Source organism: Marinobacter flavimaris (genome assembly GCF_002933295.1).
Lineage (GTDB): Bacteria > Pseudomonadota > Gammaproteobacteria > Pseudomonadales > Oleiphilaceae > Marinobacter > Marinobacter flavimaris.
On sequence record NZ_PSSW01000002.1, the window covers coordinates 515,115 to 539,568 of the forward strand.

General features: G+C 50.5%; 18 protein-coding genes. 14 read left to right on the plus strand and 4 right to left on the minus strand.

Translation table 11 applies throughout. From position 1 onward, the window contains the following. Nucleotides 1-16 precede the first annotated feature (16 nt). Both MDHKLMBL_RS21390 and MDHKLMBL_RS05975 read right to left on the minus strand, forming a co-directional pair. Entirely contained in the window at nucleotides 17-535 is a 519-nt protein-coding gene (locus tag MDHKLMBL_RS21390) for a rubredoxin (protein ID WP_011783984.1), read from the minus strand. A gap of 137 nt (nucleotides 536-672) precedes the next feature. Beyond that, complete coding sequence (locus MDHKLMBL_RS05975; protein ID WP_199185490.1) at nucleotides 673-1,896, minus strand: alkane 1-monooxygenase; 1,224 nt, start codon at nucleotides 1,894-1,896, stop codon at nucleotides 673-675. Nucleotides 1,897-2,118: 222 nt separating this feature from the next. Here MDHKLMBL_RS05975 and MDHKLMBL_RS05980 point away from each other — a divergent pair, with 222 nt between their 5' ends. The 12 genes from MDHKLMBL_RS05980 (at nucleotide 2,119) to MDHKLMBL_RS06035 (ending at nucleotide 13,521) form a co-directional block, all read left to right on the plus strand. Then, a complete protein-coding gene (locus tag MDHKLMBL_RS05980; protein WP_104270339.1) occupies nucleotides 2,119-4,737 on the plus strand; it encodes a helix-turn-helix transcriptional regulator in 2,619 nt (872 codons plus the stop codon). A gap of 32 nt (nucleotides 4,738-4,769) precedes the next feature. Further along, nucleotides 4,770-5,930: an NAD(P)/FAD-dependent oxidoreductase gene (locus MDHKLMBL_RS05985; protein ID WP_053115264.1), complete on the plus strand. Its 1,161-nt coding sequence runs from the start codon at nucleotides 4,770-4,772 to the stop codon at nucleotides 5,928-5,930. A 133-nt stretch (nucleotides 5,931-6,063) separates the two neighbouring features. Then, entirely contained in the window at nucleotides 6,064-6,330 is a 267-nt protein-coding gene (locus MDHKLMBL_RS05990; RefSeq protein ID WP_081496573.1) for an EAL domain-containing protein, read from the plus strand. 401 nt (nucleotides 6,331-6,731) lie between these two features. Next, on the plus strand, nucleotides 6,732-7,082 hold the full coding sequence (locus MDHKLMBL_RS05995) for a hypothetical protein (protein ID WP_104270340.1): 351 nt from the start codon (nucleotides 6,732-6,734) through the stop codon (nucleotides 7,080-7,082). A 31-nt stretch (nucleotides 7,083-7,113) separates the two neighbouring features. Continuing rightward, nucleotides 7,114-8,076, plus strand: coding sequence for a DUF932 domain-containing protein (locus MDHKLMBL_RS06000; protein ID WP_104270341.1), 963 nt, complete (start codon nucleotides 7,114-7,116; stop codon nucleotides 8,074-8,076). An 86-nt stretch (nucleotides 8,077-8,162) separates the two neighbouring features. Next, nucleotides 8,163-9,164 carry a YqaJ viral recombinase family nuclease gene (locus MDHKLMBL_RS06005; RefSeq protein ID WP_199185487.1) on the plus strand — a complete coding sequence of 334 codons (1,002 nt, stop codon included), beginning with the start codon at nucleotides 8,163-8,165 and terminating at the stop codon, nucleotides 9,162-9,164. Nucleotides 9,165-9,225: 61 nt separating this feature from the next. Then, nucleotides 9,226-10,119 carry a recombination directionality factor gene (locus MDHKLMBL_RS06010; protein WP_104270342.1) on the plus strand — a complete coding sequence of 298 codons (894 nt, stop codon included), beginning with the start codon at nucleotides 9,226-9,228 and terminating at the stop codon, nucleotides 10,117-10,119. 223 nt (nucleotides 10,120-10,342) lie between these two features. Then, nucleotides 10,343-10,939: a PIN domain-containing protein gene (locus MDHKLMBL_RS06015; RefSeq protein WP_104270343.1), complete on the plus strand. Its 597-nt coding sequence runs from the start codon at nucleotides 10,343-10,345 to the stop codon at nucleotides 10,937-10,939. 91 nt (nucleotides 10,940-11,030) lie between these two features. Then, the gene (locus MDHKLMBL_RS06020; protein WP_199185488.1) at nucleotides 11,031-11,486 is read left to right on the plus strand and encodes a DUF6998 domain-containing protein; all 456 of its coding nucleotides are present in this window, start codon (nucleotides 11,031-11,033) and stop codon (nucleotides 11,484-11,486) included. A gap of 106 nt (nucleotides 11,487-11,592) precedes the next feature. After that, nucleotides 11,593-12,186, plus strand: coding sequence for a hypothetical protein (locus tag MDHKLMBL_RS06025; RefSeq protein WP_104270345.1), 594 nt, complete (start codon nucleotides 11,593-11,595; stop codon nucleotides 12,184-12,186). 52 nt (nucleotides 12,187-12,238) lie between these two features. Continuing rightward, a complete protein-coding gene (locus MDHKLMBL_RS06030) occupies nucleotides 12,239-12,619 on the plus strand; it encodes a hypothetical protein (protein ID WP_146083406.1) in 381 nt (126 codons plus the stop codon). A gap of 98 nt (nucleotides 12,620-12,717) precedes the next feature. Further along, nucleotides 12,718-13,521 (plus strand): GIY-YIG nuclease family protein, encoded by an 804-nt coding sequence (locus MDHKLMBL_RS06035; RefSeq protein WP_104270347.1) that lies wholly within the window; start codon nucleotides 12,718-12,720, stop codon nucleotides 13,519-13,521. Nucleotides 13,522-13,559: 38 nt separating this feature from the next. Here MDHKLMBL_RS06035 and MDHKLMBL_RS06040 read toward each other — a convergent pair whose 3' ends face one another. Both MDHKLMBL_RS06040 and MDHKLMBL_RS06045 read right to left on the minus strand, forming a co-directional pair. Further along, nucleotides 13,560-15,344, minus strand: coding sequence for a competence protein CoiA family protein (locus MDHKLMBL_RS06040; protein ID WP_104270348.1), 1,785 nt, complete (start codon nucleotides 15,342-15,344; stop codon nucleotides 13,560-13,562). Nucleotides 15,345-15,576: 232 nt separating this feature from the next. Continuing rightward, on the minus strand, nucleotides 15,577-16,959 hold the full coding sequence (locus MDHKLMBL_RS06045; RefSeq protein ID WP_104270349.1) for a KAP family P-loop NTPase fold protein: 1,383 nt from the start codon (nucleotides 16,957-16,959) through the stop codon (nucleotides 15,577-15,579). A 264-nt stretch (nucleotides 16,960-17,223) separates the two neighbouring features. Between MDHKLMBL_RS06045 and MDHKLMBL_RS06050 the strand changes: the two genes are divergently transcribed. Together MDHKLMBL_RS06050 and MDHKLMBL_RS06055 are read left to right on the plus strand one after the other, a co-directional pair. Then, nucleotides 17,224-20,703, plus strand: coding sequence for a site-specific DNA-methyltransferase (locus MDHKLMBL_RS06050; RefSeq protein ID WP_104270350.1), 3,480 nt, complete (start codon nucleotides 17,224-17,226; stop codon nucleotides 20,701-20,703). Between the two features lie 10 nt (nucleotides 20,704-20,713). Then, nucleotides 20,714-23,560 (plus strand): BPTD_3080 family restriction endonuclease, encoded by a 2,847-nt coding sequence (locus MDHKLMBL_RS06055; protein WP_104270351.1) that lies wholly within the window; start codon nucleotides 20,714-20,716, stop codon nucleotides 23,558-23,560. The last annotated feature ends 894 nt before the right edge of the window (nucleotides 23,561-24,454 follow it).

The following is a 24,454-nucleotide window of genomic DNA, read 5'->3' on the forward strand; positions in this document are numbered from 1 at the left end:
ATTTTCCATCGGATTACTAGTCTTCATAGAGGACATAGTCCTCTTTTGTGGCACCACAGTCCGGACAGCACCAATCGTCTGGAATATCTTCAAAACGAGTGCCGGCAGGGAAGCCTTCGGCTTCATCTCCGAGAGCTTCATCGTAGATATGGCCGCAAGTGATGCAGACCCACTTCCGATAGGTATCTTTTTGAGTCGAGTCTTTCGGCGATTTTGAAGAGTTAGGCTTGGGTTTCGCTTTGGGCTTTGTTTTATTTTTAGCTGAAGGAGTAGATGCGCCCGTTGCTTTCTGCGATGCTCCCTCGGTCTTAGCTTGGCTGGCAGGGCGGACCGCTGTATTGGTTGCGGACACCGAAAGTTCCGGGTTCGCTTCTTGAAGCGCAACGAAGTCAACCTTATCCCTGACGGCACAGTCTGGACAGGACCAGTCTTCAGGAATTTTTTCCCATGTCGTTCCTGCAGGAAAGCCTTCGTGCGGATCACCAACCACTTCGTCGTATACATAACCACAATCAGGGCATTGATACTTAGCCATTTAGAGCACCTTTCAAACGATATTATTGTCTTTGTTTTGGTAGCGCCCGACGCGCACCCTCTTTCAGGTGCACGTCAGAGGCTCTTTTTCTGCAACGTAAATAAAGTAAACGAGGTATATAAGTTCCGATTAGCCGATCATTTAGCCGCGGCGGTATCGACTGATTCAGAATCAGTCCCACCAAATTTACGCTCATAGAATTCACGCTTGCCGGGTTGAATCTGAATCTTATCGAGATCTCCTTTAGCCCAATCCAGCACCCGGTGGTCCATTATCGAACGAAACCATGAGGGAAACATTGCGGCCAGGAACATCCCGGGATATCCCGATGGTAAGGAAGGCAGGTCTTTGAAGTCGCGAAGCGATTGATAGGACCTTGTAGGATGGGCGTGATGGTCGGAATGTCGTTGCAAATGAAACAGAATCAGGTTCGACATAATATGGTTTGAGTTCCATGAGTGGTGCGGTTGTTGACGCTCATAACGTCCATCCGACATCTTCTCGCGCAGCAATCCGTAATGCTCAATGTAGTTGGCGCTGGTCAGCTGCCACCAGCCAAAGGCCATTTGAATGGGCAAAAAGATCAGCATTAAGGGACCAAAAAACGCCAGCAATCCCGCATAAAGCACAGCGGTCAAAATCATAGGCTGAAGAACTTCGTTCTCCAGGCTCCAGACACTTTTTCCACAACGACTGAGGCGCTGTTCCTCTAAATCCCATGCCCGCTTGAAAGCACCGGGAATTTCACGCAGTGAGAATGAGTAAATGGACTCACCCATGCGGGATGTCGCCGGGTCCATCGGCGTAGCCACATCACGGTGATGCCCCTTATTGTGCTCAATGAAGAAATGACCATATCCGACCACGGCGAGGACAAGCTTCGCCATCCAACGGTCAAACGTTTCTTTTTTATGGCCAAGTTCGTGGCCTGTGTTCAGAGCCAGACCATTCACGATTCCCAGGGAAAGGGCCAATGCCAGAAACTCGAAAACATTCATTGGTTGCGTGGATACCCACCAGGCACTGACAATCAAGGCCGCATAATGAATAGGAACAGTTAAGTAGGTCAGTACCCGGTAGTAACGATCCTGTTCAAGCCGAGGCACGGCCGACTCGGGGGGGTTGGAAAAATCCTCTCCAAACATGGCATCAATCAAGGGAACTGCGCCATACCAAAGGATCAACACCAATCCGTACCAAATGCTCCATCCAGTTTGGGATACCAAATAAAGGCCAATAAGAGGCGTCGCTGGCCACAGCACAGAAAGGACCCACAGGTGGCGTTTTCTGTCCACATAACCTTCGGCATCAGGGTCTCTCTGAAGAGACTCTGTTGTTAAGACATTTTCTGACATTGACATTAGGATCACCTTATTGTTTTTCAGCTTGATCATTTTTCTACATTGTGCGAACACCGAGTCCCTCAGGTGAACGGACAAGTTGTAGGCATGAACAGGTTTGGCCAGAACCGGAGATCAAACAACTACTCTAAGGGGTAGTTTTCGCACTAGACATCTATCAATATGCTTTCACCCCATAGCGCCCTCGCGTTTCGGGGAGACGAAGCAGGAGATCGGATTGTCATGACCCGCCATAGCTTGGAAGACTGGTGTCGGAGGATGTCTGAAAGGATGTGGGCTCGTCAGTGTTTCATTACTCAAGGGTGTTTAGACCGCTATTGCCTGAGCGCTTCTGCTACGCCTGAATCAAAGGTAGTTCTGTATCGGGCCCCGCCAGGCTATGGAAAATCTGTACAAGTGGCCTTGGCAGCAAACACTCGCGAACTGGAACTTGAGAGCGCCGTTTATATCAATACCCGGTCGTGCCCTGACTCATGTGACGTTAATGGCAGTTTGTTTGCAGCGTTAGTTTTATATCAACTCGAAGGAGTTGAATCCTGGCGCACGATAAAAAGTGACATCGACACCATCGAAGTTCTTCGAAACGCACTGTGTAATGCAAAAAAGACGATAAGAATTTGCCTTGATGGGGTTGGCGAGGCTAAACATACCGCGGATTTGATTGAGGATTTAATCTGTGAAACACCGAGCAATGTGAAATTTTTCATTGCACCGAGTCGCGTCGGGGCGTTGCCACGTTTGTCTATGATGGCGGGTGTTGTAACGTATGGTGCTGATGAACTTGTATTTACAGAAGAGGAGGTTAGTGAATTATCGGGTATGGGTGGCCCCGAAGCCAGCAACATCATAAAAGCGACCGGTGGATGGCCAGCACTTGTCAGGCTTATGTGCCGAACCCCAAACCCAAATCTCCCCGCAGCGACTTGGCCGGAAACTCGCTCGTATTTCAGGGACAACCTCTTAACTGCGTTACCCAATAGTACGAGGACCTTTCTTTGCAATGCAGCGATGCTCGAAGTAATCAGCGCTGAATGCTATGGCTATGTCTATAAGACAGAAGAGGCCGACCGGGAAATTACGTTTCTTAACGAACATTATGCTCTTTTAGCTCCCACCGGGACTTCTGCTGATCGTATGGATATGCACCCTGTGCTGCGAGAGTATTTGCGTAGTTTATTTAACACCACCCAACGAGAACGTCGCTCGTATGTACTGAAACGGGTCGCGTTCTGGCATTGGCGTAGGGGAGAGTACCTCCATTCAATCAATGCAGCTCTGGAAGCCAGTGACCATCGATGGGCTCGCGTCGTAAGTGACAGCATTATCCTGGACGTGGCACTCAGACAGGGTGAAATCGAAGTACTTCGTACCTGGTTTGGAAAAGTACCGGCTCGTACGATAAAAAAAATCGCTGCCTTGAGCATAGGTTACGCGTGGATTTTGTATTTCAGCCAACAAGCTCGTCAAGCAGAGGAAATACTGGTTAGTTCGCTTCATCCGAGCTCCAGGGGGGTGGGCGATCTTGATGAGGAAGGATGGCGGGAATTGGTTAATGCGATAGGCAAAGCTACACAGGATAAATTACTGGAGAGTCAGGTTCTCTGTCAAAAATGGATAGACGCCTTTGGCGACCGTAACATGGTTGGCAAAGGCGCAGCACTTACTTGCCAGGCATTCATTGCCTCCAGTGGACGCCATTTTGAAGAGTTGGAGCGATTGTCCCATCGAGCGGCTGTGGCCATCCAGTCATCCAATCAACATTACGCTTTTATTTGGCTTAAAACTGCAGAAATTCAGGGTGAACTGTTCAAGGGGGACATCGCCCGAGCAAGGAGTGTGTTGCTTCAAGCGAATAAAACAGCAGAAAAGATTCAGGTGCCAAAAACTTTTTTAAATAAAATGTTTGGCACCCTTGAGTTACAAATCCTGCACGAACAGAACCATCACCTGGTTACCCAGGAATCTGCACAGGCTTCGTTCGATTTCGCTTTGAACTATGGCGTTACAGATATTCTGTGGGGGTGTACACAGGCCTACAGCCGTTTTCTGTACCACCAAGGGTTCCGAGATAGAGCCATGGCCTTGTTGGAACAATCCCGCTTAGCCTCCTGCGAGCGAGAGCTCTCTCGTCTAAATATCCTGACTAAAGTTCAGTTAGCTGAGTTTACTCTCCTGAACAACGAGGAATTGGGTCCACCTATACTCCCCGATGAATGTGAGCTGACGTTCCTGCCAAATCAAAACCAGGCCATTCAAGCACGTATGGCCCTGGTAACCTCAATGTATAGACTACGGCTTGGGAAACAGTTTGGTGTCGCCGAAAAATATGCCAAACAAGCACTACAAAGCGCCAGCGCAATTTCAGACGCTAGAACCAGGATCGCCGCCCACTATTGTCAGGCCCTGGCAGCGTTTGCCCTCGGTTCATCAAAATCGGCGAAGCGCATGATTCTTGATGCAAACCTACTTTCGGAACATTTGAACTGTCACTTCACACGGCTCTGGATCAAAGAAGCGCTACTTTCTCTTAGCCCCCTTGCTCAGGATCTTTTTAACGATCTGCCAGACGACTCTGAAGCTAAAGCTACGAAGGATCCCGATGTCAGAATAGAAGACTCCAGCGTGCCACCTGTGCCCGGCAATGCCCACTCAACCATCACGATAAAGCAGATTTCTCTGTTGAAATGCGTAAGCAACGGAATGACCAACAGAGAAATCGCTGAACGGCTTCTTGTGACGGAGGATACCGTCAAATGGCATATGAAGAAGATTTTCAGCGAACTTAAAGTAACCAACCGGGTTCAGGCAGTCACTGAAGCTCGACTGCGCGGACTTTTATAGTGCTACAAAAACAAAAGAGGAATCGAGCGAATATGCAAAAAATAGTTATCATTGGCGCTGGAATAGCCAGCCTGACCGCCGCAGAGGCTCTCCGCCAGAATGGATTCGACGGAACGATTACCATTTTGGGCGAGGAAAACACGCTGCCTTACCAGCGTCCCCCGTTGTCCAAAGCCTATTTGACCTCAGATGAGTTGCCCTCGCCAACTCCGATCCGTTCTCCTAATTTCTTTCGGGACAACAAAGTTGAATTTGAACAAGGCGGTAAAGTAATAGCGCTTGAACGATCGGCAAAGCAAGTAGTGATTCAAGGCGGCAGGAAAATTAAATACGACACGCTGATTTTGGCAACAGGAGCGAGGCCACGTCCTATTGATTTACCTGGTGAGAGCGCAAAAAATGTTTTCTATCTCAGGAATCTTGACCACTCCACCGCATTACGTAATGCCCTGTTAGCCCCGGAATGCGAGAAGGTGGCCATTCTCGGCGCGGGTGTTATCGGGCTTGAAGTCGCCTCCGCTGCCAATCTACAGGGAAAACAAGTCTCTGTGTTTGAGGCCAACAGCCGAGCGATGTGTCGAGTAGCGTCACCATTAACAAGTAATTTTGTCAGAAACCGCATGGCCTCCGCCGGCGTAATGTTCTACTTCAATGCTAGCGTCAACCAGATTCTCACTGAGGGAGACCGAGTTTCCGGTATCCGTTTGTCCGACGGCACTACCAAACCCGCAGACGTCGTTGTTATCGGTATAGGAGCCATCCCCAATGCCGAACTTGCGCAAGACGCAAACCTGGATTGCGACGGTGGTATTATAGTAGACAGCGGCATGCGTAGCTCCGACCCTGACATATTTGCGATCGGAGATTGCGCTAAAGCCGTCAACGTTTCCACCAATACACCCATCCGAATAGAAACTATTCACAATGCCATGCTTCAAGCACAAATTGCGGCGGCTCATATTTGTGGTAAACCGTCTCCGCCTGCCTCTCCTCCTCGTTTTTGGTCAGATCTCAACGGCATGAAAGTCCAGTGTATTGGAATCGCCACTGGATACGACCGAATTCAGCGGCGTCCCACAGAGAGTGACAATGCCTGTGAATTCTGGCTCTTTTCCGGAGACCGGATGATCGCAGCTGAAACGGTCAATCTTCCCACCCGGCAAGCCAAGCTATCTAAAGCTCTCTCCGGGTAAGTGTAAGCGAGATGGGATGCAGCTCATTCTCATCTCTGAGATTTCTATGTGTCGAGCCTCGTGACTGAGCATATCCAGCTGCAGGGGGATTCTGGCCCTCCCACAAGCTCTGCTGTAGAGCAGGAGATACAGAATCGCCCAGCCCAGCTGTGATGGCCACAGTGACCAGTCATTCACCCGGGGCTTACCTAACGACCAGGAAAGTGGAGCAATTGCCAAAGCGATTATTCAGATGGGACATAGCCTAGGACTCGATGTACTGGCCGAGGGAATTGAGACCAAAGAGCAAGAAAACCATCTCCGAATCCTTGGCTGTGATGCGGGACAAGGCTATCTATATGCTAAGCCGCTCTCAGTCAAAAGGTGCGAGGAGTACCTACAAGTTACTGACTGGGTTTAATTGGCCCGATGGTGGTCATCGAATCAATTTGGGATCACCGGACGCTTAGTGTGCGCCGGCGTTATCGCACCATCTGAACGTTCGCTTTGCGACCCAAGCGTGCTTTATAAGCCGAGTAGCTGGCCAGTTAGAACGCATTCGGAGTGGAGTCCTTCGCCAGATCTTGGTCATCGTTTTGGCTAGTCAGCTCTAGATTACTCAGCATTATCGTTGGCTTTTTTGCGAGCAGTCGATTTTCTCAAATTCACTCGGACCGAACGGGCGAGAGATTTGGCTCCAAGACACAGCGGGGTCTACGTCTCTATCCGTTTCATGATTCTATCGAATTTGAAACCTATATCACCTCTGTGAACCAGGGTACTGACAGTGCCTTCCCTCCCCATTTACAGAGGTAACTTCCAATGTCTGAACAATGTCCCAACTGCCTATCCCGGCGGATTGGTAAGAATAACTACGGCAAGAAAACCGCTGGCGTGGTCGGTGCGTCTGCCGGTACCTACGGAGGCTATGCCGCTGCCACGGCGGGTGCCCAAGCGGGTGCAGCTCTCGGAGTCGTGGCTGGCCCTGTCGGCGCGACCGTGGGCGGTATCGGCGGTGCTGTCATTGGTGCGCTACTAGGTGGTGCTACCGGCGCTTCCGCTGGCGTGATTCTTGGCGACGTCCTGGATGATCGTGTGCTGGACAACCTTCGTTGTCTTGATTGCGGCTATTCCTTCAGCGCCGATCCCGACTCCCGCGACGATATCCGCTGATCCCCCTCGCAAGTTCCATAGGAGAACAACTATGGCTCATCTCATCGAGCAAATGGCTTACGTTGGCCAAACCCCCTGGCATGGTCTGGGGAATGAACTGACTTCCAATCAGCCCCTGGAGGTCTGGGCAAAACAAGCGGGCCTAGACTGGCAAATTCAGGAAAGCCCTGTCCGCTTTGTCACCAATTCCAGCGGCAGCCTGGGTGAAATCCTCTCTTACCCGGATTCCAAAGTGCTTTACCGCTCGGATACCAAGGCTCCGCTATCGGTCGTCGGTAATCGATTCAAAGTGGTTCAGCCTGAGGAGATCCTGGAGTTCTACCGGGATCTGACCGAGGTTTCGGGTTTTGAACTGGAAACAGCCGGTGTCCTGAAAGGCGGTCGCAAGATGTGGGCGCTGGCCCGCACCGGCCAATCAGGCATGCTCAAAGGCAACGATCAAACCAATGCCTATGTTCTGCTGGCAACCGCCTGTGACGGCACTATGGCCACGACTGCTCAGTTCACCAGTATCCGCGTAGTGTGTAACAACACCCTCGCGGTTGCCCTGAACGTCTCCACGGCCAATTCCGTAAAAGTGAAGCACAACACTGCCTTCGATGCCGACCTGGTCAAGAAGCAGCTAGGAATTTCAGTCTCAGCCTGGGACCAGTTCATGTATAGCCTGAAGACCCTGAGTGAGCGAAAGGTTAAGACCACAGAGGCCAGGAACTACTTCCTCAAGGTGTTCACTGACGATTCCGGTGCTGGCGTCGGCAAAACCAACGAGCGCTCCATGGCGAAGGCTCTGAGTCTGTATGAAGGCGAGGGCATGGGTGCCAACCTGGCATCGTCAGAAGGCACGGCCTACGGACTGCTGAATGCGATAACGGAATTCATCGACCACCAACGTCGTGCCAAAACCGTGGACCACCGACTGGACTCAGCCTGGTTCGGAACCGGGGCAGCTTTGAAGAACCGTGCATTAGAGCAGGCCATGTCACTTGTGGCATGAGCCAATCCTACAAATCGCAAAACCGCCATAAAGCCCATCGGAGCCTGATGCTCCGGTGGGCTTTTTTATGTCTGGAGGAAAACACCATGGGCATGAGTGCAAACACGATTAAAAAACAACGACCAGCATTGCGCCTGGTCTCCACCAAGGGCCTCAGCAGGGATGAATGGCTGAGGGTGCGTAAGCAGGGCATTGGCAGTAGCGATGCCGCAGCCGCTGTCGGCATGAACCCTTATCAGTCCCAACTGGAACTCTGGATGGTCAAAACCGGCAGGGATGCTGGCCTACCAAAACCGGACTCTGACGACCCCACCTCACCGGTCTACTGGGGCCATATTTTGGAGCCGATTGTGGCTGAGCAGTACAGCCAGCAAACGGGCCGGAAGGTACGTCGGGTGAATGCGGTACTGCAGCACCCTGATCCAGAAAAGCACTGGATGTTGGCCAACCTGGATTACTCCGTGGTGGCCGATGACGATGTCCAGATCCTCGAGTGCAAAACAGCCGGGGAATTCGGGTCACGACTCTGGAAAGAGGGCGTGCCGGACTACATTCAGTGCCAGGTGCAGCACCAGTTGGCTGTCACCGGCAAACAGGCAGCGGACGTTTGCGTTCTGCTGTGTGGCCAGGAGTTGAAGATCTACCGCGTTGACCGGAATGAAGAGCTCATCGAAGCGCTGTATGTGCTAGAGCGCCAGTTCTGGGATTTCGTGGAAACGGACACTCCGCCACCGGTCGATGGAAGTGACTCTGCAGAACGTGCCCTCCGCCATCTTTACCCAGTAGACAGAGGCGAGACCCTGGACTTCAGCCAAAGCAAGGATCTGTCGGATGCGTTCGACGAGCTGCTGGCCATCCGTTCGGAAATGGAAAGCCTCAAATCCACTGAATCCCACCTGAGACAGCGCATCGAGAGCCAGATGGGCGAAGCCTCAAAGGCAACCTTCCCAAGCGGCAGCGTCAGCTGGAAGAGGAGCAAGGATTCCGTTGGGCTTAACGTGAAACAGCTGTTGAAGGATCAGCCAGAACTGCTGGAGCAATACCCACTGACGAAGCCAGGAAGCCGTCGATTCCTCATCCAAGCATGAATACCCCATTGGCCACGCGGGCGTGACGAGTGCCCCGTGGTCCTTTTTCAGGAGCGTCATCATGATTAAAGGTTTAGCCATCACGCCTCCCGTGTTGGGGCGTATCAGCATTGGTCGGGTCGTTGAGAAAAACGGCATCCGGCTACCCAAGAAAGACGATCAATTCACCATCACCTCTCAGATCCAGGAAAAGGATGGCTGGGTACTTCATCCCATGGATGAGGAGCTGAGAAAGGATTCGCCAAACGGCAAACTGCGGACTATCCCGGTACGCATGCTCTTCAACGACGCGGATCTCAACCTGCGGGCTGAGTACACCATGTTCGACCGCAAAAGCGGGCGCCCCATGTGCGTAGGCAATGGCGATAGCTGTAAGCGCCTGACGCAGTCTGGAGTTCAGTCTTTGCCCTGCCCGGGGCCAACGCTGTGTGAGTTCGGTAAAGGGGGGCTGTGCAAGCCGTATGGCCGTCTGAACGTGAAGGTCGGTGACGACGATGATCTCGGCACCTTCATCTTCCGCACGACCGGCTACAACAGCATCCGGACCCTTGCGGCCAGGCTTAGCTACTACCAGGCAGTCTCTGATGGTCTATTGGCGTACATGCCGTTGGAATTGAAGTTGCGGGGTAAAAGCACGACACAGAGTCATCGAACACCGATTTACTATGTGGATCTGGTGATCAAGGAAGGGTTGTCACTGCAGGAGGCGGTGACCGAGGCAGGGGAAAAGGCCAGGCAGGTGAAGGAACTGGGTGTTGACCAGGCTGCGCTGGATGCGGCAGCTGCGAAGGGATTTTGCAATGCATTGTTTGAATATGATGAGGATGAGATGAACCAGGTGGTTGAGGAGTTTTATCCACCGACGAAAGATGCAGAAGAGAACGCGGTGGACAGCTCCTCTGTAGTATCAAAGCTACAAAATGACCTGAAACCTGCTCAGTCGGCTTCCAGATGAAATTTAGCGAGTGGTCCTTCATGGGCCACTCGTCTCGACCAGTGCACATTCATTTTTTGTTGCGAAGGGATGATCTTGGAGGTGGAGGCCAGCACGTAGTCAGATCAGATGGTAACGAACTATGGTTTGGTCTAACCTGCTGATTAATTGAAGGGAGTTACAACGTTTTGGAGTTCGAGCTGACTCCTTTTGAAACCATCAGCAAGGAAGCGGGGAAGTAGCCTTGAAAACCAACTACGTTCTGATTGACTTCGAAAATGTGCAGCCGAAAAATCTCGAGCTGCTAAAGGGGCATGGCTTTAAAGTCCTTGTTTTCGTGGGCTCTAAGCAGGTGAAGATTTCGTTTGATCTCGCTTGTGCAATGCAATCTCTCGGCCCTGATGCCGAATATGTGAAGATTGAGGGAAATGGGCCTAACGCTCTGGACTTTCATATCGCGTTCTACATTGGGAACATCGCTGCTAAAGATCCCGATTGCTACTTCCATGTTATTTCAAAGGACACCGGCTTTGACCCGTTGATCAAGCATTTGAAGGGCAAGAAAATTTACGCGCAACGTGAAAAGGATATCTCCGAAATCCCCCTTCTGAAGATTGCAAACTCCAAATCCATGGCTGAGCGAATCGACGCTATCGTCGAGTTTCTTAAAACACGAGGGTCGGCTAAGCCAAGAGCAGTGAAAACACTCTCGAACTCAGTGAACTCGCTATTCATGAAGAGCCTTGAAGAGGATGAGCTGGCGAAGATTATGGATGAACTCGTTCGCCAGAAAATCGTCATTACGAATGGTTCCAAGGTCAGTTACCAGCTACCTAGTTAGCCGTTGGAGCATGTTTAAGCTGATCAAAACAGATTAGGTAGAGGTTCTGGCAGCATAGATCTGCTGCGAGCGCCAGATCGAGAGGAGCGCTGTGGATAACGAGTTGCAGGAAATTCTTGCGGCGGCAAAAGATGTCGCTATTCGTTTTAAAAAGCTGACCGGCAAACCACTGGGAATCACTGGTGAGATTGCAGAGTTCACCGCTGCTAAGCTACTCGACTTAAAGCTAGCCGGGGCAAGGCAAGCTGGTTATGACGCCACTGATCTTGCGGGACGAAAGGTTCAAATCAAGGGCCGTTGTTTGCCTGAAAGACCCGGGGCCGGTCAAAGGCTGGGATCGATTCGCCTCGACTATGAGTGGGACAGTGTCTTGTTGGTTTTGCTGGACGAAAGATTTGAAGTAATCGAGATGTGGGAGGCTGAGCGTCCGGCGGTTGAGAGGGCGATCCTGGCGCCCGGCTCAAAAGCGCGAAATGAACGTGGTGCTTTGGCAGTGACGAAGTTCAAAAGCATCGGAACTAAAGTGTGGCCTGTAAACAAGCATTGATTATCGCTGGCAATTTTCACGGACGCTGGCCGCACTTCTGAGCTGCCTTTGTCTCAGACTGCTAAAGCGCCGAAAAAGACAGGCCTAATCCGAACAGAGAAAAATCATGGACCCGGTTCTTGCTGAGCTTCTTAATTCTATCGGCCTAGAGGCAATCAAAATTGTTGGACCGGCTGCTATCGCAGCCCTCGCGGCGTATAAAGCCGCGTCCTTGCAATTTAAAGCCACGCTCGCCCAATTGCGAGAGGCTAACGAATTTTCGGCAAGACAGCACCTCTTTGACTACTACAAGGAACGACAGAAGCGGCTGTTGGAAAGCCATAATGAGCTCACAACCTCTTTAGGGCAGGTGCTTGGGGTAAACGCAGCAGCGCGTGAAGATGATTTGGACTTTAGTGGTCGAAAAATGATCGATTCTTTCGATGCTATTGCCCGTTTATATCTCGGGGCGGCGCCGTTCGAAATAAGTTTGACGGTGCGTGATATGAAAGCGAAAGGCCTTGATGATTTGGAAGAGTATGTAGAGCTCGAATCGACGAAACACGCTCTAGGAGGGTTGGAGTTGGGGGAAGATTTTGACTCGAAGAGGAACGTTGTGATTTCTCTTCTAGGGGTTTATGGACAGCTCGAACGTTGCAACCAGTTACTACTCGAGAAGGAAATGGACTCACTCTTTTCTAAATATGTTAGCCGCCCATAATAACTTATCTCGGTTCGTTGCGGCCTCGGCGAACCAAAATCAGGAATTCACGATGTCTAAACCTCTCAACCTTACGTCGCACATGGCAGCTGCAGTTCGATCCTCGTTGGTCGCTGTTGCGTTCGAAAAGGCTCATGTTCAAATTGATTTCGACCCCATTGATGTTTTCGTGTCGGATGAAGGCTGGATCACTGTGCGGGGAGGTCAAAATGGATACGAAGAACATCGGGATCTTCACGCCTTTGAAGCAGCCTATGGCCTTCAGAAATCAGTGCCCGACCTTCTTTCACTCGCCTATGAGATGGAGGCTATGTGTGAGGGATTCCTGCTTAATGCAGATGAAGAAGGCAACGACTTGGCAAGGGGAATTTGGTCTCAGCGTCGGGATAGGTGCCGTGCTGCAATTGCAGCAGGCGAGGCCAAGTCTGAATGAGGTGCTTCACAAGTAGATAGTATTTTTTCTTCGCAGAGCGTTTTCTCTAGGCGCGTGACCGAGAAACGACGTTTATAGTAGCCAATCATAAGAGTCTCATGAGCAATTATTACGTGTACGTCTACATCGATCCCCGGAATTTCGAGGAGTTCTACTACGGCAAGGGCAAAGGCTCCCGAAAGTACGCCCATGTGAGCGATGAGTCGGATAGCCAGAAAACCAGGCGTATTAAGGCGATCAGGAAAGAGGGGCTAGAGCCGATTATTCGGGTAATTGCTCGTAACCTGTCCGAGCATGACGCGCTGCTGGTTGAGAAAACGCTGCTTTGGAAGCTTGGTAAACAGCTGACAAATATTTCCTCCGGCCACTACGCAGACAATTTTCGGCCTCACGATTCGTTGCATAAGTATCTCTCCGGGTTCGATTTTCAGAATGGACTTTACTATTACAACATTGGCGAAGGTCCTCACCGGAATTGGGATGATTACGTCGAGCATGGCTTTATTTCGGCAGGTCAAGCGCCGCGCTTTCGAGATGCTATTCAGGGGCTTCAAGTCGGGGACTTTGTAGCGGCTTATCTAAAGGGTTATGGATTCGTTGGAGTAGGGCAAGTTATCCAGAGTGCAAAACCGGTTCGAGATGTATTGCTCGGCAACATTCCGCTGTTGCAGAAGGCGTTGGTTTGCCCAAACATCGCTGAGAACTCGAACGATCCAGATAGATCTGAGTATGTCGCTCTCGTCGATTGGTTGAGAGCTGTGCCTCGAAGCGAAGCAAAATGGAAGCCCAAGAGCGGCTTGTTCACGTCTCAGTTGGTAAGGGCTTCGCTGGATGGCCAGCCGACCACGGTACAGTACCTAGAACGGGAGTTTGCCGTCGATTTCGCAGAACTCTTGGCCTAAGAGCTGTTGGGTGCGCGGTTAGCGGTTCTGAAGAAATATTAACGTCCACCATTTTCAAGAAACCCTTTCGCATCGGCTAGTAGTCGTTCTCTTTGACCAGAGATCCAGCGGAATCCCTTATTAAAACGGCCTATCTTGCTAATGAGATTGGGCTGAACTTCAGCCAAGTGTGAGAGCCAATGGTGTAATGCGCTTCCGACTGTTGGTAATTCAATTGTTCGATCTAAATGGCGGGTCTGGTTCTCGAACACTTTCGGTCCTTCCTCCAGTTTCCAGAGGGAACTTAAGGCTCTATGCATGGTTAACCGGTTTTTGCGTAGAAAGAATCGTAAGCTTTTGAACTTTATGAGATCGTCGACGTCTGGGCGGAGGATCATTTCGGCAGCTAATATGGTTTTCCATTGCTGGCCTGGAACACCAAATATCCAGTCGTGAGTTGTACGATCAGAGAGGCCATTCCCTCCGTAAGGCCCGTCCCCAAAAGCTCTCGCAATCTCTCTAGCCTCAATGAATCGGTCTCGGTGGGATCGGGACCAATCAGGCTCAGATTGCTGATAGACATTGGAAAGTCTAATGATTTGCTCGGTCAGCTTTGTTGCGGCCTCATATCGCCTCTCTTCTGCTTGGCGTTCTCTTTGTTTGATTTCTCGCAGCCTAGTGTTCAAGTGGGTGCGAAGGTCTCTGATAACCCTGCTGCGCCGCCGAGAAAAGATCCATTCCAATCGGTTTGTTTGTAGCCACAATTCGGGATCATTCTTTGGTTCAACCAGCAAAGCTAAAGTCGAGGTGTTTTCAAGCGGTTTCCGAGAAATTTCGGTATCAGTTCGAACTGACCGAAGGATCAAATCGATAGGGTGCGTTTTTCCTCCCTGCACAATCAAATGAAGTCGAATTCGGTCCAGTAATACCTCAGTTCTCGCCACTGGGTAGGTCTTTCGACGGCTGACTATCTCTTTCCCAATTGCCAAATCTATCGATTTACCGTCGCTGAAAAACGAGAACGTGCCTCTGTGCAGGTCATCTGGGAAGTCATAAAGCCGACACTCAGGCACCTCGAAATCCTGGCCGGTGAGAATCTGCCCGAACTCTTCAAATTTTCTATCGTGATCGGCCAAGACCGGCCTTGCTACTTGTTCCTCAAATTCCAAGTCGTGCTTTGATTTCAGCCGGGACGCCAATGGGGTGTGTAGCCAGAGCTGATTTTTGTGGTCAAGAATCTCTTTCTCGAGTGCGGCTTCGGTGAGAACGCCGTCCAGCATTAGATCTGGGTTAAGCTCGATTTCCAGAAGGTCGATATCGCTTTTCCGTACTTTTTTAAGCTTCGCCTCATCGACGGGGTGAGAGACTTTTATCTCGACAGCAATCCTAGTTTCTACACCGCGAAACTGACCGACAAGGAGCACGTCTGGCTTCCAGTCACCGAAATCATACTCCTCCATCGTATCCTTAATGATGAAAGAGTTGTCGGAGAAGGGGCTCCACCATTCGTCATGGCTGGCTAACGTTTCTCCCAGCCGGGTCGTCCAGGCCTTTGGGACAAAGTGCTCCGCACGTAAGCTCCACGTTCTTTGCTTTGCGACTATATTTTTTGCCCACTTGTGTAGCGCAGACTCTGCACAACTGAGGGTGCTTTCGGGTGGAGGAGTGTGATGGGCGAAGTGATGGGCCTTTAGCTCTCCTTTCCGGGCAATCAGCAGCGTTTTACAGCCAGGGCAGAGGCAGTTACATCCCAGTCCGCGGCTCACTTCGTCAATTCTGCGTAACGAGCCCGTCTCCTTGTCTATTCCTACGGGTAGTTTGAAGCTGGACTGGTTGGAGCTCATATCCTTTCCCTGTGCGTCATCTTCAGAGGCTCACCTTGTCCCTGAAATGTAATCTGTCCAATGGATGCTGTCTTGTCGCCGTTTTAGCTGGAGGAAACAGCCAAGTTCTAATTTCAACCGGCACGGTTACTGACTTTCAATTGGTAACATGGTCGTTTTATGTGCTGAACTGCGCCCTGCGTTCTAACCCCCCAGTCACACTGGTTCGTAGGTTCTCTTCACTCCTATGATCTTAATAGTAAACGTCATTTAATCTCCGGTAACCCAGTAAGCTCATCGTTGATAGGGCGTCATCCATAAAATCGCGTTGACTGTCGATTTCCAAAAAATGCAGACATTTGGAAATTATCTGCCCCCAATACCTTGTATCGGGTGCCTTTGCACCGTCAGCCTCAGTTATTTTTTTAGCTCGGCTATGGAGCTGACCCACACCTACTTTGCCCTCAATCAGATACGTGAAGATAACTCGAAACCTGATTTCCAGATCCTCCGAGCCTCTGAACAGAGTTTTCCGATCGTTTTCAATATGTTTCCAGAGAGCCTCGCTATTCAGTCTCTTCGATGTCGCTTCATCAAACAGGCTGGGGTTCTCATATCTTTGCACAAGCAACCAGAGAATTGGGGCAGCCAGGATTGGCGGGAACTTCGGGTTGGCGGCATGTATGGCTCCAGCTTCGAGCATTAACCGTTCAATGTCTCGAAGTGAAAGCCTGTAGGTTCGGGCAAGATTGACAATGAAGTCATTAGGAAAGCTGCTCTCGCTCCTGGACGAGCTGCCCAAGCCGTCGAAGCCCTCTTTGATGCCTAGCTTGTTGAGAAGGTTTGCGCAGAAACTTTCTAAATCTGGTTCAGGAAGGCGCAGTTGAAGATGGAAGAACTTTCGAAGGTATCGATGCCCGTCGTAGCCCTGACCATAATGTCCTTTGATCGCTTCGCCGAGTTGCTCTCCATCGATGCCAATCACAAAAACGACACCAGGAACATTAAAGAAATGCTTGATTGATTCCAAAAGTTCAACGGCGTAGCTGGGTCGGCATCGGTCCAGTTCGTCCACGATAATAACCAACGGGAATTCGTTGCCAACCTCTTGAAGGTCTTCCGCGTAATTTTGAAGGCAGTCTCGAAAACCTTCTGCAGACTTTTTGGCGCTCTCGTGGGCCTGTAGTTTCTTCTCGACCAGCTCCTTCGACAGCTCGCCGACACCTTCTAGATCAATCAGACCGCTAGTAGCTATTTTCACTGCGAAGGGAGTGACAGTTCGCACGAGCTCCAAACCTTTATTTCGCACTTTATCGAAGCTGGGGCTTTTTGCTTGGTGAGCTTGTAACTGGCTTCCCAGTTCCTGAATCAGCGCGACTAACGCATCGTGGGTGTAGTCGACCTCCCAGGCACTGAATTTGACTACTTTCGCCTTATCTTGCTTCAGAGACGCTGCCCACATGTCGAGGAACGTTGTTTTCCCGGTCCCCCACGGCGAGGTCAATGAAATGACCGCCGGGCCCTCCACCCCTTTAACGAGGTGGGTCAATTTCTGCCCTGTATCGCTGAGGGGAAAAGCACTGGCAGACCAAGGAGATTCCTGATCAATTTTTAGTTCCGGTGGTTCAAATCTCATGAGGTGGGCTGGTCCAAGTTGAGGGATGAGCTTTAGGCTAGATGGTGCCCTTAAGTGGGTTATCCTTCAATAAGGCTACCCGCAGGATCTCTGGCGCCCTCGGTAGATGAGATAAACACCTGATGTTCATGTCCCTTTCTGCTACTTTTACCACCTGACAATATTGAAGAGCGTGGTCGAAGCCTGAGCCCATCAGCTCGGCCACTTGCCAGCCCTGTCGCAACGATGGGGAGGACGGAACCAAGTATTCGCAGCGAGTATTCCATGAGCACCAATATCGAGCAGATCAAATCCCTGTTGCTTTCCTTGTTACCCAAGGATGGATCAACTGTCGGCAACATGAGCCTCAAAGACCAGATTCGCAACGACCACCTACTCGCGTTCAGCGACGAGGATTTTGATGCGGCTCGAAACCAGCTCCTCGATGAAGGGGTCATAGGGAAAGGGCGTGGACGCGGTGGTGCAACCTATCTGAACCAGCCTGCGGCAGGCGAGCAAGCGATGCCTGATGGTTTTGAGTTGGAAGCTCAGCAAGCGCCTTCACAGGAAGATCTCGTCTATTCCAGTCAGAAGGCAGCCTCACCGAGAGCGCCTCGCCAGCCGGCAAAGAAAAAGGGGGAGCACAGCCAGGTGTTGTCGTACCGATACGACGAGAAGCGGAAGAACAATCCTCACGTTGGCATGGTGGATACTCATTCCGACGGAGAGGAGCAAAAAACGACCTGGCAGTATGACCCGCACCTCTCTCCAGAGCTGCAATTCGATTCAACCAGGTCGCAAGTCGAAGACCTGATTGAGGATGCGCTACACGCCCGAGAGGTCGAAGCAAAACAGGCGAAAGATGACCTGTTGATGTGGCTGGATCATGCCCTAGCGGCTGATGACGAGTCGGCCATTCGGGAGGTGGTTGCCAATCTTCGCAAGAGAGTAGCTGATAAGGAATTTCTGGGGCGGGAGCGAGGCGATCTTTCTGAGCTCAAGCGTATGCAGGCTCCCTACCTTAATTGGACTGGGAAAGCGGAGCGCACCAGTTTTGATGTGGATACCGTTTCACTTCATGTTCATGAGCGAATTGACCCTGCAACGATTTTGGCTGTAGTTCAGAAGCGGATTAATGATACCAAGGGAAAAGTGTCCACCACGCTACAGCCGGATCTTTTTCATGCACCTTTTGAGAACCTTCCCCTTCGAGATGCTATTGATTTCTATCGGCATGAGAGAGATTGGGCTAACCGAATGGTTGCGGGGGATTCACTATTGGTAATGAACTCTCTGCTGCAGAAAGAGAGTATGTCTGGTCAAGTTCAAATGATATTTATCGATCCTCCTTATGGGATTAAATATGGATCGAACTTTCAACCTTTTGTTAATAAAAGAGACGTGAAAGATAAGAAGGACGAAGATCTTACTCAAGAGCCTGAGATGATCAAAGCTTTTCGTGACACATGGGAATTAGGGATCCATTCATATCTTGCATACCTCAGGGATCGACTCTTTCTAGCGAGAGAGCTTCTAAATGAGAGGGGGTCAGTTTTTGTTCAAATTTCGCATGAAAATTTGCATCATGTTAGAGAGTTAATGGACGAGATTTTTGGTGTAGATAACTATATATCGCAGCTATCTTTTGTCAAAACATCAAGTTCTACGGGAGACTTCGTAAGCCCGACTGTGGATTATCTTATTTGGTATTCAAAAGATAAGAGCAAAGCGAAATACAATCCAATCCTTAAAGAAAAGAGGCCAGGAGGAAAAGGTGGAAGTGGGTATACGCGAGTTCGTCTTCATAATGGTGAACAGCGTGCCTTGTCGGCGACTGATGGGAAGGCAGATGGTATTTATTGTCGTGATAATCTTACAAGCCAAAGTGTTGGGCGCGACAAGGGTGAAGGAGCTGCGTGCTGGTTTCCGATAGAGATCGATGGGAAAGAATATCTTCCTTCAATGTCCGCACGTTGGAAGACTAATGAACAGGGCATCCATCGCTTAAAACTGGCAAGAAGACTCGAAGCATCGGGTAATTCTGTCGGCTATGTGAGGTTTTTGAAAGATTTTCCAGTTTACCCTCTGGGAGACTATTGGGACGATGTAATGCCTAGCTTTATGGCTGATAAGCGCTATGTGGTTGAGACCAGTCAGAAAGTAATTGAGCGTTGTTTACTTATGACTACGGATCCAGGAGATCTTGTTCTTGATCCAACTTGTGGAAGTGGTACTACAGCTTATGTTGCAGAAAAGTGGGGGAGGCGCTGGATTACCTGTGATACCTCCAGGGTCGCTGTCACATTGGCAAAGCAGAGGCTGATGACGGCTAGTTACGACTATTACGAGTTGAAGTACCCTCAGGAAGGGTTGAGTGGTGGATTTATTTATAGATCAGTCCCCCACATTACTCTGCGATCTATTGCTAGCAATCCAGAGATCGAAGATATATATAATAATTTTCACCCAGCTTTAATGAATTCTTTGGGTAATCTTAATAACCAATTGCAATGTTCAAATAAAAGCCTGCCTTTATTTGAGGTTGAAAATGGTGGGCGTAGAGGAGTTAAGTTAGAATTTTCTGCGGATAATGACAGGGTAGATACTCTTCCAACTGGTTTAGAAGCACCTAATAACTGCTTGTTAGAGTGGGAGGTGCCATTTGAACTTCCAAAAGAATGGATTGATAAAAAAGGAGGAGAGAAGACTGCTCAAGATTCAGTTAGAGAGAAAAATCAGCTTCATGGTGTGGAATATTGGTTCCATGAGTTTCATAAAACACGAGTGGAAATGCAGCGCAGAATAGATGAGAGTATCTCGAATCACTCTGGTCAGGAAGTGTTGTATGACAAGCCCGAGGTTAGCCGGAATAAACTTCGGATAACGGGACCTTTTACTGTTGAAGCAGTGCCTTTTGCCACAGTGCTTGGATTAGATGAATCGGAACAGCCGAAAGAAGCGGATACCGCAGTTGCTCGCTCAGGAGCAACCTCACGCTATAGCCTTTGGCAAGATGAACTTTTAAAGAGTGGAATTCGAGGAAAGGGCGGACAGCAAATCAGACTTCAGGATCTTGAAACTCTTCCCGGTGCTCACTATATCCACGCGGTTGGAACCATCGCTGAAAGCGGCGATCGCGTTGCAGTTAGCTTCGGCCCTGAACATGCGGCATTGGAGCAGCGTCAAGTTGAAATTGCCATGCGAGAGGCCGGTGACTTATTCCCGCTGCCGAAAATGCTTGTGTTCTGTGCATTCAATTTTGATCCCGAAGCGGCAAAGGATATCGATAACATAAAAGGTATTCAGGCGCTCAAAGTGCACATGAATACAGACTTGCTTACGGAAGATCTCAAAAAAGGTCGGGCGAGCAACCAGTCGTTTTGGCTCATGGGTCAGCCAGATATTGAGGTGCATGAACTTAAGGGCGGTAAACTGCAGGTCGAGGTTCATGGCTTCGACTACTTTGACACCAAAACCGGTGAGCTGAAATCGGGCGGCAAGAAGAACATCGCAATGTGGCAGCTCGATACGGATTACGACAACCGTTCACTCTATGCCCGTCAGGTTTTCTTCCCCATGGCTGGTAAGAAGGATGGTTGGTACAAGCTCAAGAAAGATATTCGTGCCGAACTCAATGAAGACCTGTTGGACAAGTTCCACGGGACGAAATCTATACCCTTTGAACCAGGTGACAATCGGTGTATTGCAGTCAAGATTGTCGACGATCGGGGTATCGAGTCACTGAAAGTCATCAGGCTGGATTGAGGACGGGATTATGGCTGATAAACCGAATTCCCTGGTGATCAATTCACCTTATGACAAGCCCAACCAATATTGGTCTCAAGACGATAATGGTCGGGTTGCTGGGGTAGTTGAGGGCCGCAGGCCTGCCGCCTACGAGCTCTACGACCCCCGTAACAACACCAGACGGGTAGAGGAACTGGAAACGGTAAACCGGATCCGCCAACGAGTAGACGAGTGGCGCGGTGCTGGTTGGCCTGGTGTGACCAGTGTATCGCGGGAGTTGCTCAAACATTGGTATTCCAGGGGTGAGTGGGATCCCAACTCGAAACGCTGGAATGGCGGTCCGAGGCCATACCCGTTTTATTATTGTCAGCTCGAAGCGATCGAATCGTTGATCTGGTGGCTGGAGGCTCCGGAGGAATATCGTCAAGGTATATTCCTGCAAGGCGATGGCGGGCCGTGGGAGCGTATCTGCAACAAGATGGCCACCGGGTCTGGCAAGACTTCCTTGATGGCGCTGATCATCACCTGGCAAACCCTCAATGCAGTCACCTATCCGAAAGATAAACGATACTCCAAAGCCATTTTCGTGGTGGCCCCCGGTCTGACGGTTAAAAGTCGACTTCAGGTCCTGAACCCAGGCAACGAAAGTAACGTCTACGACGAGTTTGTTTTGTGCCCTAACGAAGCCATGCGCCAAAAGCTGAATCAGGTATCGTTGGTGATCGAGAACTGGCATAGCCTGATGCCCCTGAAGGAACAAACTCGTTCTGTGGTGAAAAAGGGTAAGGAAAGTGATGAAGCTTTCACCCGTCGAGTACTTGGTAAGCTGGCTTCCTTTAAAGACATCCTGGTCATCAACGATGAAGCCCATCACGCATACCGCCAGAAAGCTGAAGTGAAGGTCAGTAAGAAAGAAGCAGAGGAAATGGGGATCGATCTGGAGGAAGCGACTCGATGGATTGAGGGGCTGGACCGTATTCATAAAACCCGCCGTATTCGTCGCTGCTTCGACGTGACGGCGACGCCGTTTTCTCCGACCGGCAAAAAGAATACTGAGAAAGGCCTCTTCGAGTGGATCATCTCGGACTTTGGGTTGAACGATGCGATTGAGGCGGGGCTGGTCAAGACACCACGAATCGTGGTCAGGGATGATGCATTGCCTGATGCGAAGACCTATGCCAGCAAGCTCTACCATTTGTATCGCGATGACGCTGTAAAGCAGGACCTGGCTAGGAAGGCTCAGCCGACCGATCCGCTTCCGGATCTGGTCCAGAAAGCCTATGCGATTTTGGCCTATGACTGGAGGGAGACCGCAAAGAGCTGGGAAGAAAACGGTCATACCATTCCGCCAGTGCTGCTAACGGTCTGTAACCGGACGGAAACGGCTTCCCGTATTGAGCATTTTTTTAACAGCGGTGATTGCCTGATTTCTGGCACCCAGAACCCAAAAGCCACCTTACGCGTGGACTCAAAGGTTCTGGAAAAAGCAGAGCGCGGTGAGAGCATCACGAAGGATAAAGACTACGTTGCTCGGCTTGAGGAAATTATAGAGGCATCCGGTTTGCCCGCAGACAAGAAAGAGGCCTTGCTGGCGGAGAAACAAGAGGACCAGCTACGGGCGTTGGTTGACACGGTAGGGAAGCGTGGCAAGCCTGGCCAGAACCTTGAGAACGTCATTTCGGTGGCCATGCTGTCCGAAGGTTGGGATGCAGCCAACGTAACTCACATCATGGGCCTGAGAGCGTTTAGTAGCCAGCTTTTATGTGAACAGGTGATTGGTCGAGGCCTTCGACGAGTCGCTCACGACATGGATGAGAGCGGCAAGTTTATTCCGGAGTACGTCAATGTTTTCGGTGTGCCGCTTTCGATATTCCAGGAAGTCGGTGAGGGTGGTGAAACGCCCCCTCCGCCGAAACCAAGTGTGCGTGTTGAAGTGGAGCCAGGCAGAAACCATTTCGAAATCCGCTGGCCCAATATTGACCGCGTCCAGACCGTTCTGAAACCTGAACTGACGATGGATTGGAACGCGGTGGAGCCTTTGACCCTAGATCCCGCTCAAACACCGCTCAACGCTGAGATTGCCCCTGCGTTGACTGGTATTCCAAATCTTACGCAAGCCACTCAAATCGACCTTGAGAAGGCTGTAGAGGACTTCCGCTTACAACACCTGATCTTCCGGGCAGCACGAAAGCTGTTCCTGAGTAGTAGTGACGGTTTTGAAGGAGACAAACAGTATCTGGCGGTGCAGCTGATTCGAATTGTTGAGCAATTCCTGGAGTCAGACAAACTCGATATCCCAAGCCTCTGGCACCAGGACCCGGTGCGTCGCAGATTGTTGTTTGCTCTGAACATGGACAACGTGGTTACCCATGTAAACCGCTTCGTGAGCAAGCAGAACGTTGAGCGCCTGGAGGCGTTGTTCGATGAGCATCAGCCGATTGGCGCGACCTCACAGATGCGTCCGTGGCTGACTACCAAACCCTGTCGGCCGACCGAGCGTTCACAGATCAGCCATGTAGTGTATGACAGTACCTGGGAAAAACCGGTGGCGGACATCTGTGAGAAAGATGAGTCGATTCAAGCTTGGGCTAAAAATGACCATCTTGGCTTTAAAGTGCGATATTTGTGGAATGGCTCATCCCGTAACTTTGTGCCGGATTATCTCATTCGGTTGAAGAACGGACAGACTCTTGTACTGGAAGTGAAAGGCCAAGATTCAGAGCAGAATCGGGCCAAGCGCGCTGCGATGGATACATGGGTTAAGGCGGTTAACGAGCAGGGTGGGTTTGGTTCCTGGTGCTTTGATACCGTTTTCGATCCTAGCCAGGTTCGGGATGTTATTAGCGCTCATTCCAAGCAGTCTGCCTCTGCCTGAGCCAAGACCCAGTGCGGGCTATCTCTCGGAGTCTATGTTAAACCATGGTCGCCAGGTTCCAATGAGCCTGTCTTCTTCAAAAAAGCGCTCTGCAACGGCGTTTTCTCCAAAATCGGTTCGATAGGAGAAACCCACTGAGGATTCAATGATCCTCAGTGGGTGCGGCTCATCGGGAAAGATATGCTCAATGCCCCATCGAAGTTGGCAAGAAGTGGTGTTCGGTGCCACTTTTCGATTTTCTTCGCGTGGTTTATGTAGTTGCCCCGTGCATCCCCGTTTCAGGTGAAGTGAAAATCGCCTATGAATATTGGTGGTTTTACCCACGTAAAGGCACGGAAACTTCAAGTGTTCTGGTCACCAGTCTTCGTACCTTACCGTCACAGGTTTTCCGCCAGGCCCCTTGAGAACAATAGAACGATTAGAGTTTAAAAGCGTTTCCCTTTTGCCGACCCACCAAAATGCATAGATACCAGCAACCTTTGGCAAATCGATTCTACGTCCCGAACAGAGTTGAGCGATCGACGACACATCAGCTGGGTTATCCATTCCTCTCTTAATCTCCATCGGTGACAAGCTTTTCGTATCCGCAATACGGTTGATAGAGGTTTTCCCAGAAGTATTCCCGAGCTGCATTTGCCAAGCTCTCTATTGAAGGCAAGTAAACAGGTGTACCGCCTTCTAGACCACCGTAGTAAATAATGGACAGCCTGTATTGGTCACAGGCGCTTAAATTGAAGCCGCGATAGAGCCCACTTGAGAAAACCGCCAGGGCTGCATATTCCGGCCCATCGTGACCACCCATTCCGTTTGAACGTGACCGCCTGTTCCGGGCGATCGTGACCGCTCATTCCGTTTTATCGTGACCGATTTCGGGCGTTTTTCCGGAATCGCCGG

Coding starts and splice junctions, on each gene's coding strand:
- MDHKLMBL_RS06000 (WP_104270341.1), top strand. CDS start 7,114: ATGGCTCATCTCATCGAGCAAATGGCTTACGTTGGCCAAACCCCCTGG.
- MDHKLMBL_RS05995 (WP_104270340.1), top strand. CDS start 6,732: ATGTCTGAACAATGTCCCAACTGCCTATCCCGGCGGATTGGTAAGAAT.
- MDHKLMBL_RS06005 (WP_199185487.1), top strand. CDS start 8,163: ATGGGCATGAGTGCAAACACGATTAAAAAACAACGACCAGCATTGCGC.
- MDHKLMBL_RS05980 (WP_104270339.1), top strand. CDS start 2,119: ATGACCCGCCATAGCTTGGAAGACTGGTGTCGGAGGATGTCTGAAAGG.
- MDHKLMBL_RS06035 (WP_104270347.1), top strand. CDS start 12,718: ATGAGCAATTATTACGTGTACGTCTACATCGATCCCCGGAATTTCGAG.
- MDHKLMBL_RS06030 (WP_146083406.1), top strand. CDS start 12,239: ATGTCTAAACCTCTCAACCTTACGTCGCACATGGCAGCTGCAGTTCGA.
- MDHKLMBL_RS06025 (WP_104270345.1), top strand. CDS start 11,593: ATGGACCCGGTTCTTGCTGAGCTTCTTAATTCTATCGGCCTAGAGGCA.
- MDHKLMBL_RS21390 (WP_011783984.1), bottom strand. CDS start 535: ATGGCTAAGTATCAATGCCCTGATTGTGGTTATGTATACGACGAAGTG.
- MDHKLMBL_RS05975 (WP_199185490.1), bottom strand. CDS start 1,896: ATGTCAATGTCAGAAAATGTCTTAACAACAGAGTCTCTTCAGAGAGAC.
- MDHKLMBL_RS06010 (WP_104270342.1), top strand. CDS start 9,226: ATGATTAAAGGTTTAGCCATCACGCCTCCCGTGTTGGGGCGTATCAGC.
- MDHKLMBL_RS06055 (WP_104270351.1), top strand. CDS start 20,714: ATGGCTGATAAACCGAATTCCCTGGTGATCAATTCACCTTATGACAAG.
- MDHKLMBL_RS06040 (WP_104270348.1), bottom strand. CDS start 15,344: ATGAGCTCCAACCAGTCCAGCTTCAAACTACCCGTAGGAATAGACAAG.
- MDHKLMBL_RS05985 (WP_053115264.1), top strand. CDS start 4,770: ATGCAAAAAATAGTTATCATTGGCGCTGGAATAGCCAGCCTGACCGCC.
- MDHKLMBL_RS06045 (WP_104270349.1), bottom strand. CDS start 16,959: ATGAGATTTGAACCACCGGAACTAAAAATTGATCAGGAATCTCCTTGG.
- MDHKLMBL_RS06050 (WP_104270350.1), top strand. CDS start 17,224: ATGAGCACCAATATCGAGCAGATCAAATCCCTGTTGCTTTCCTTGTTA.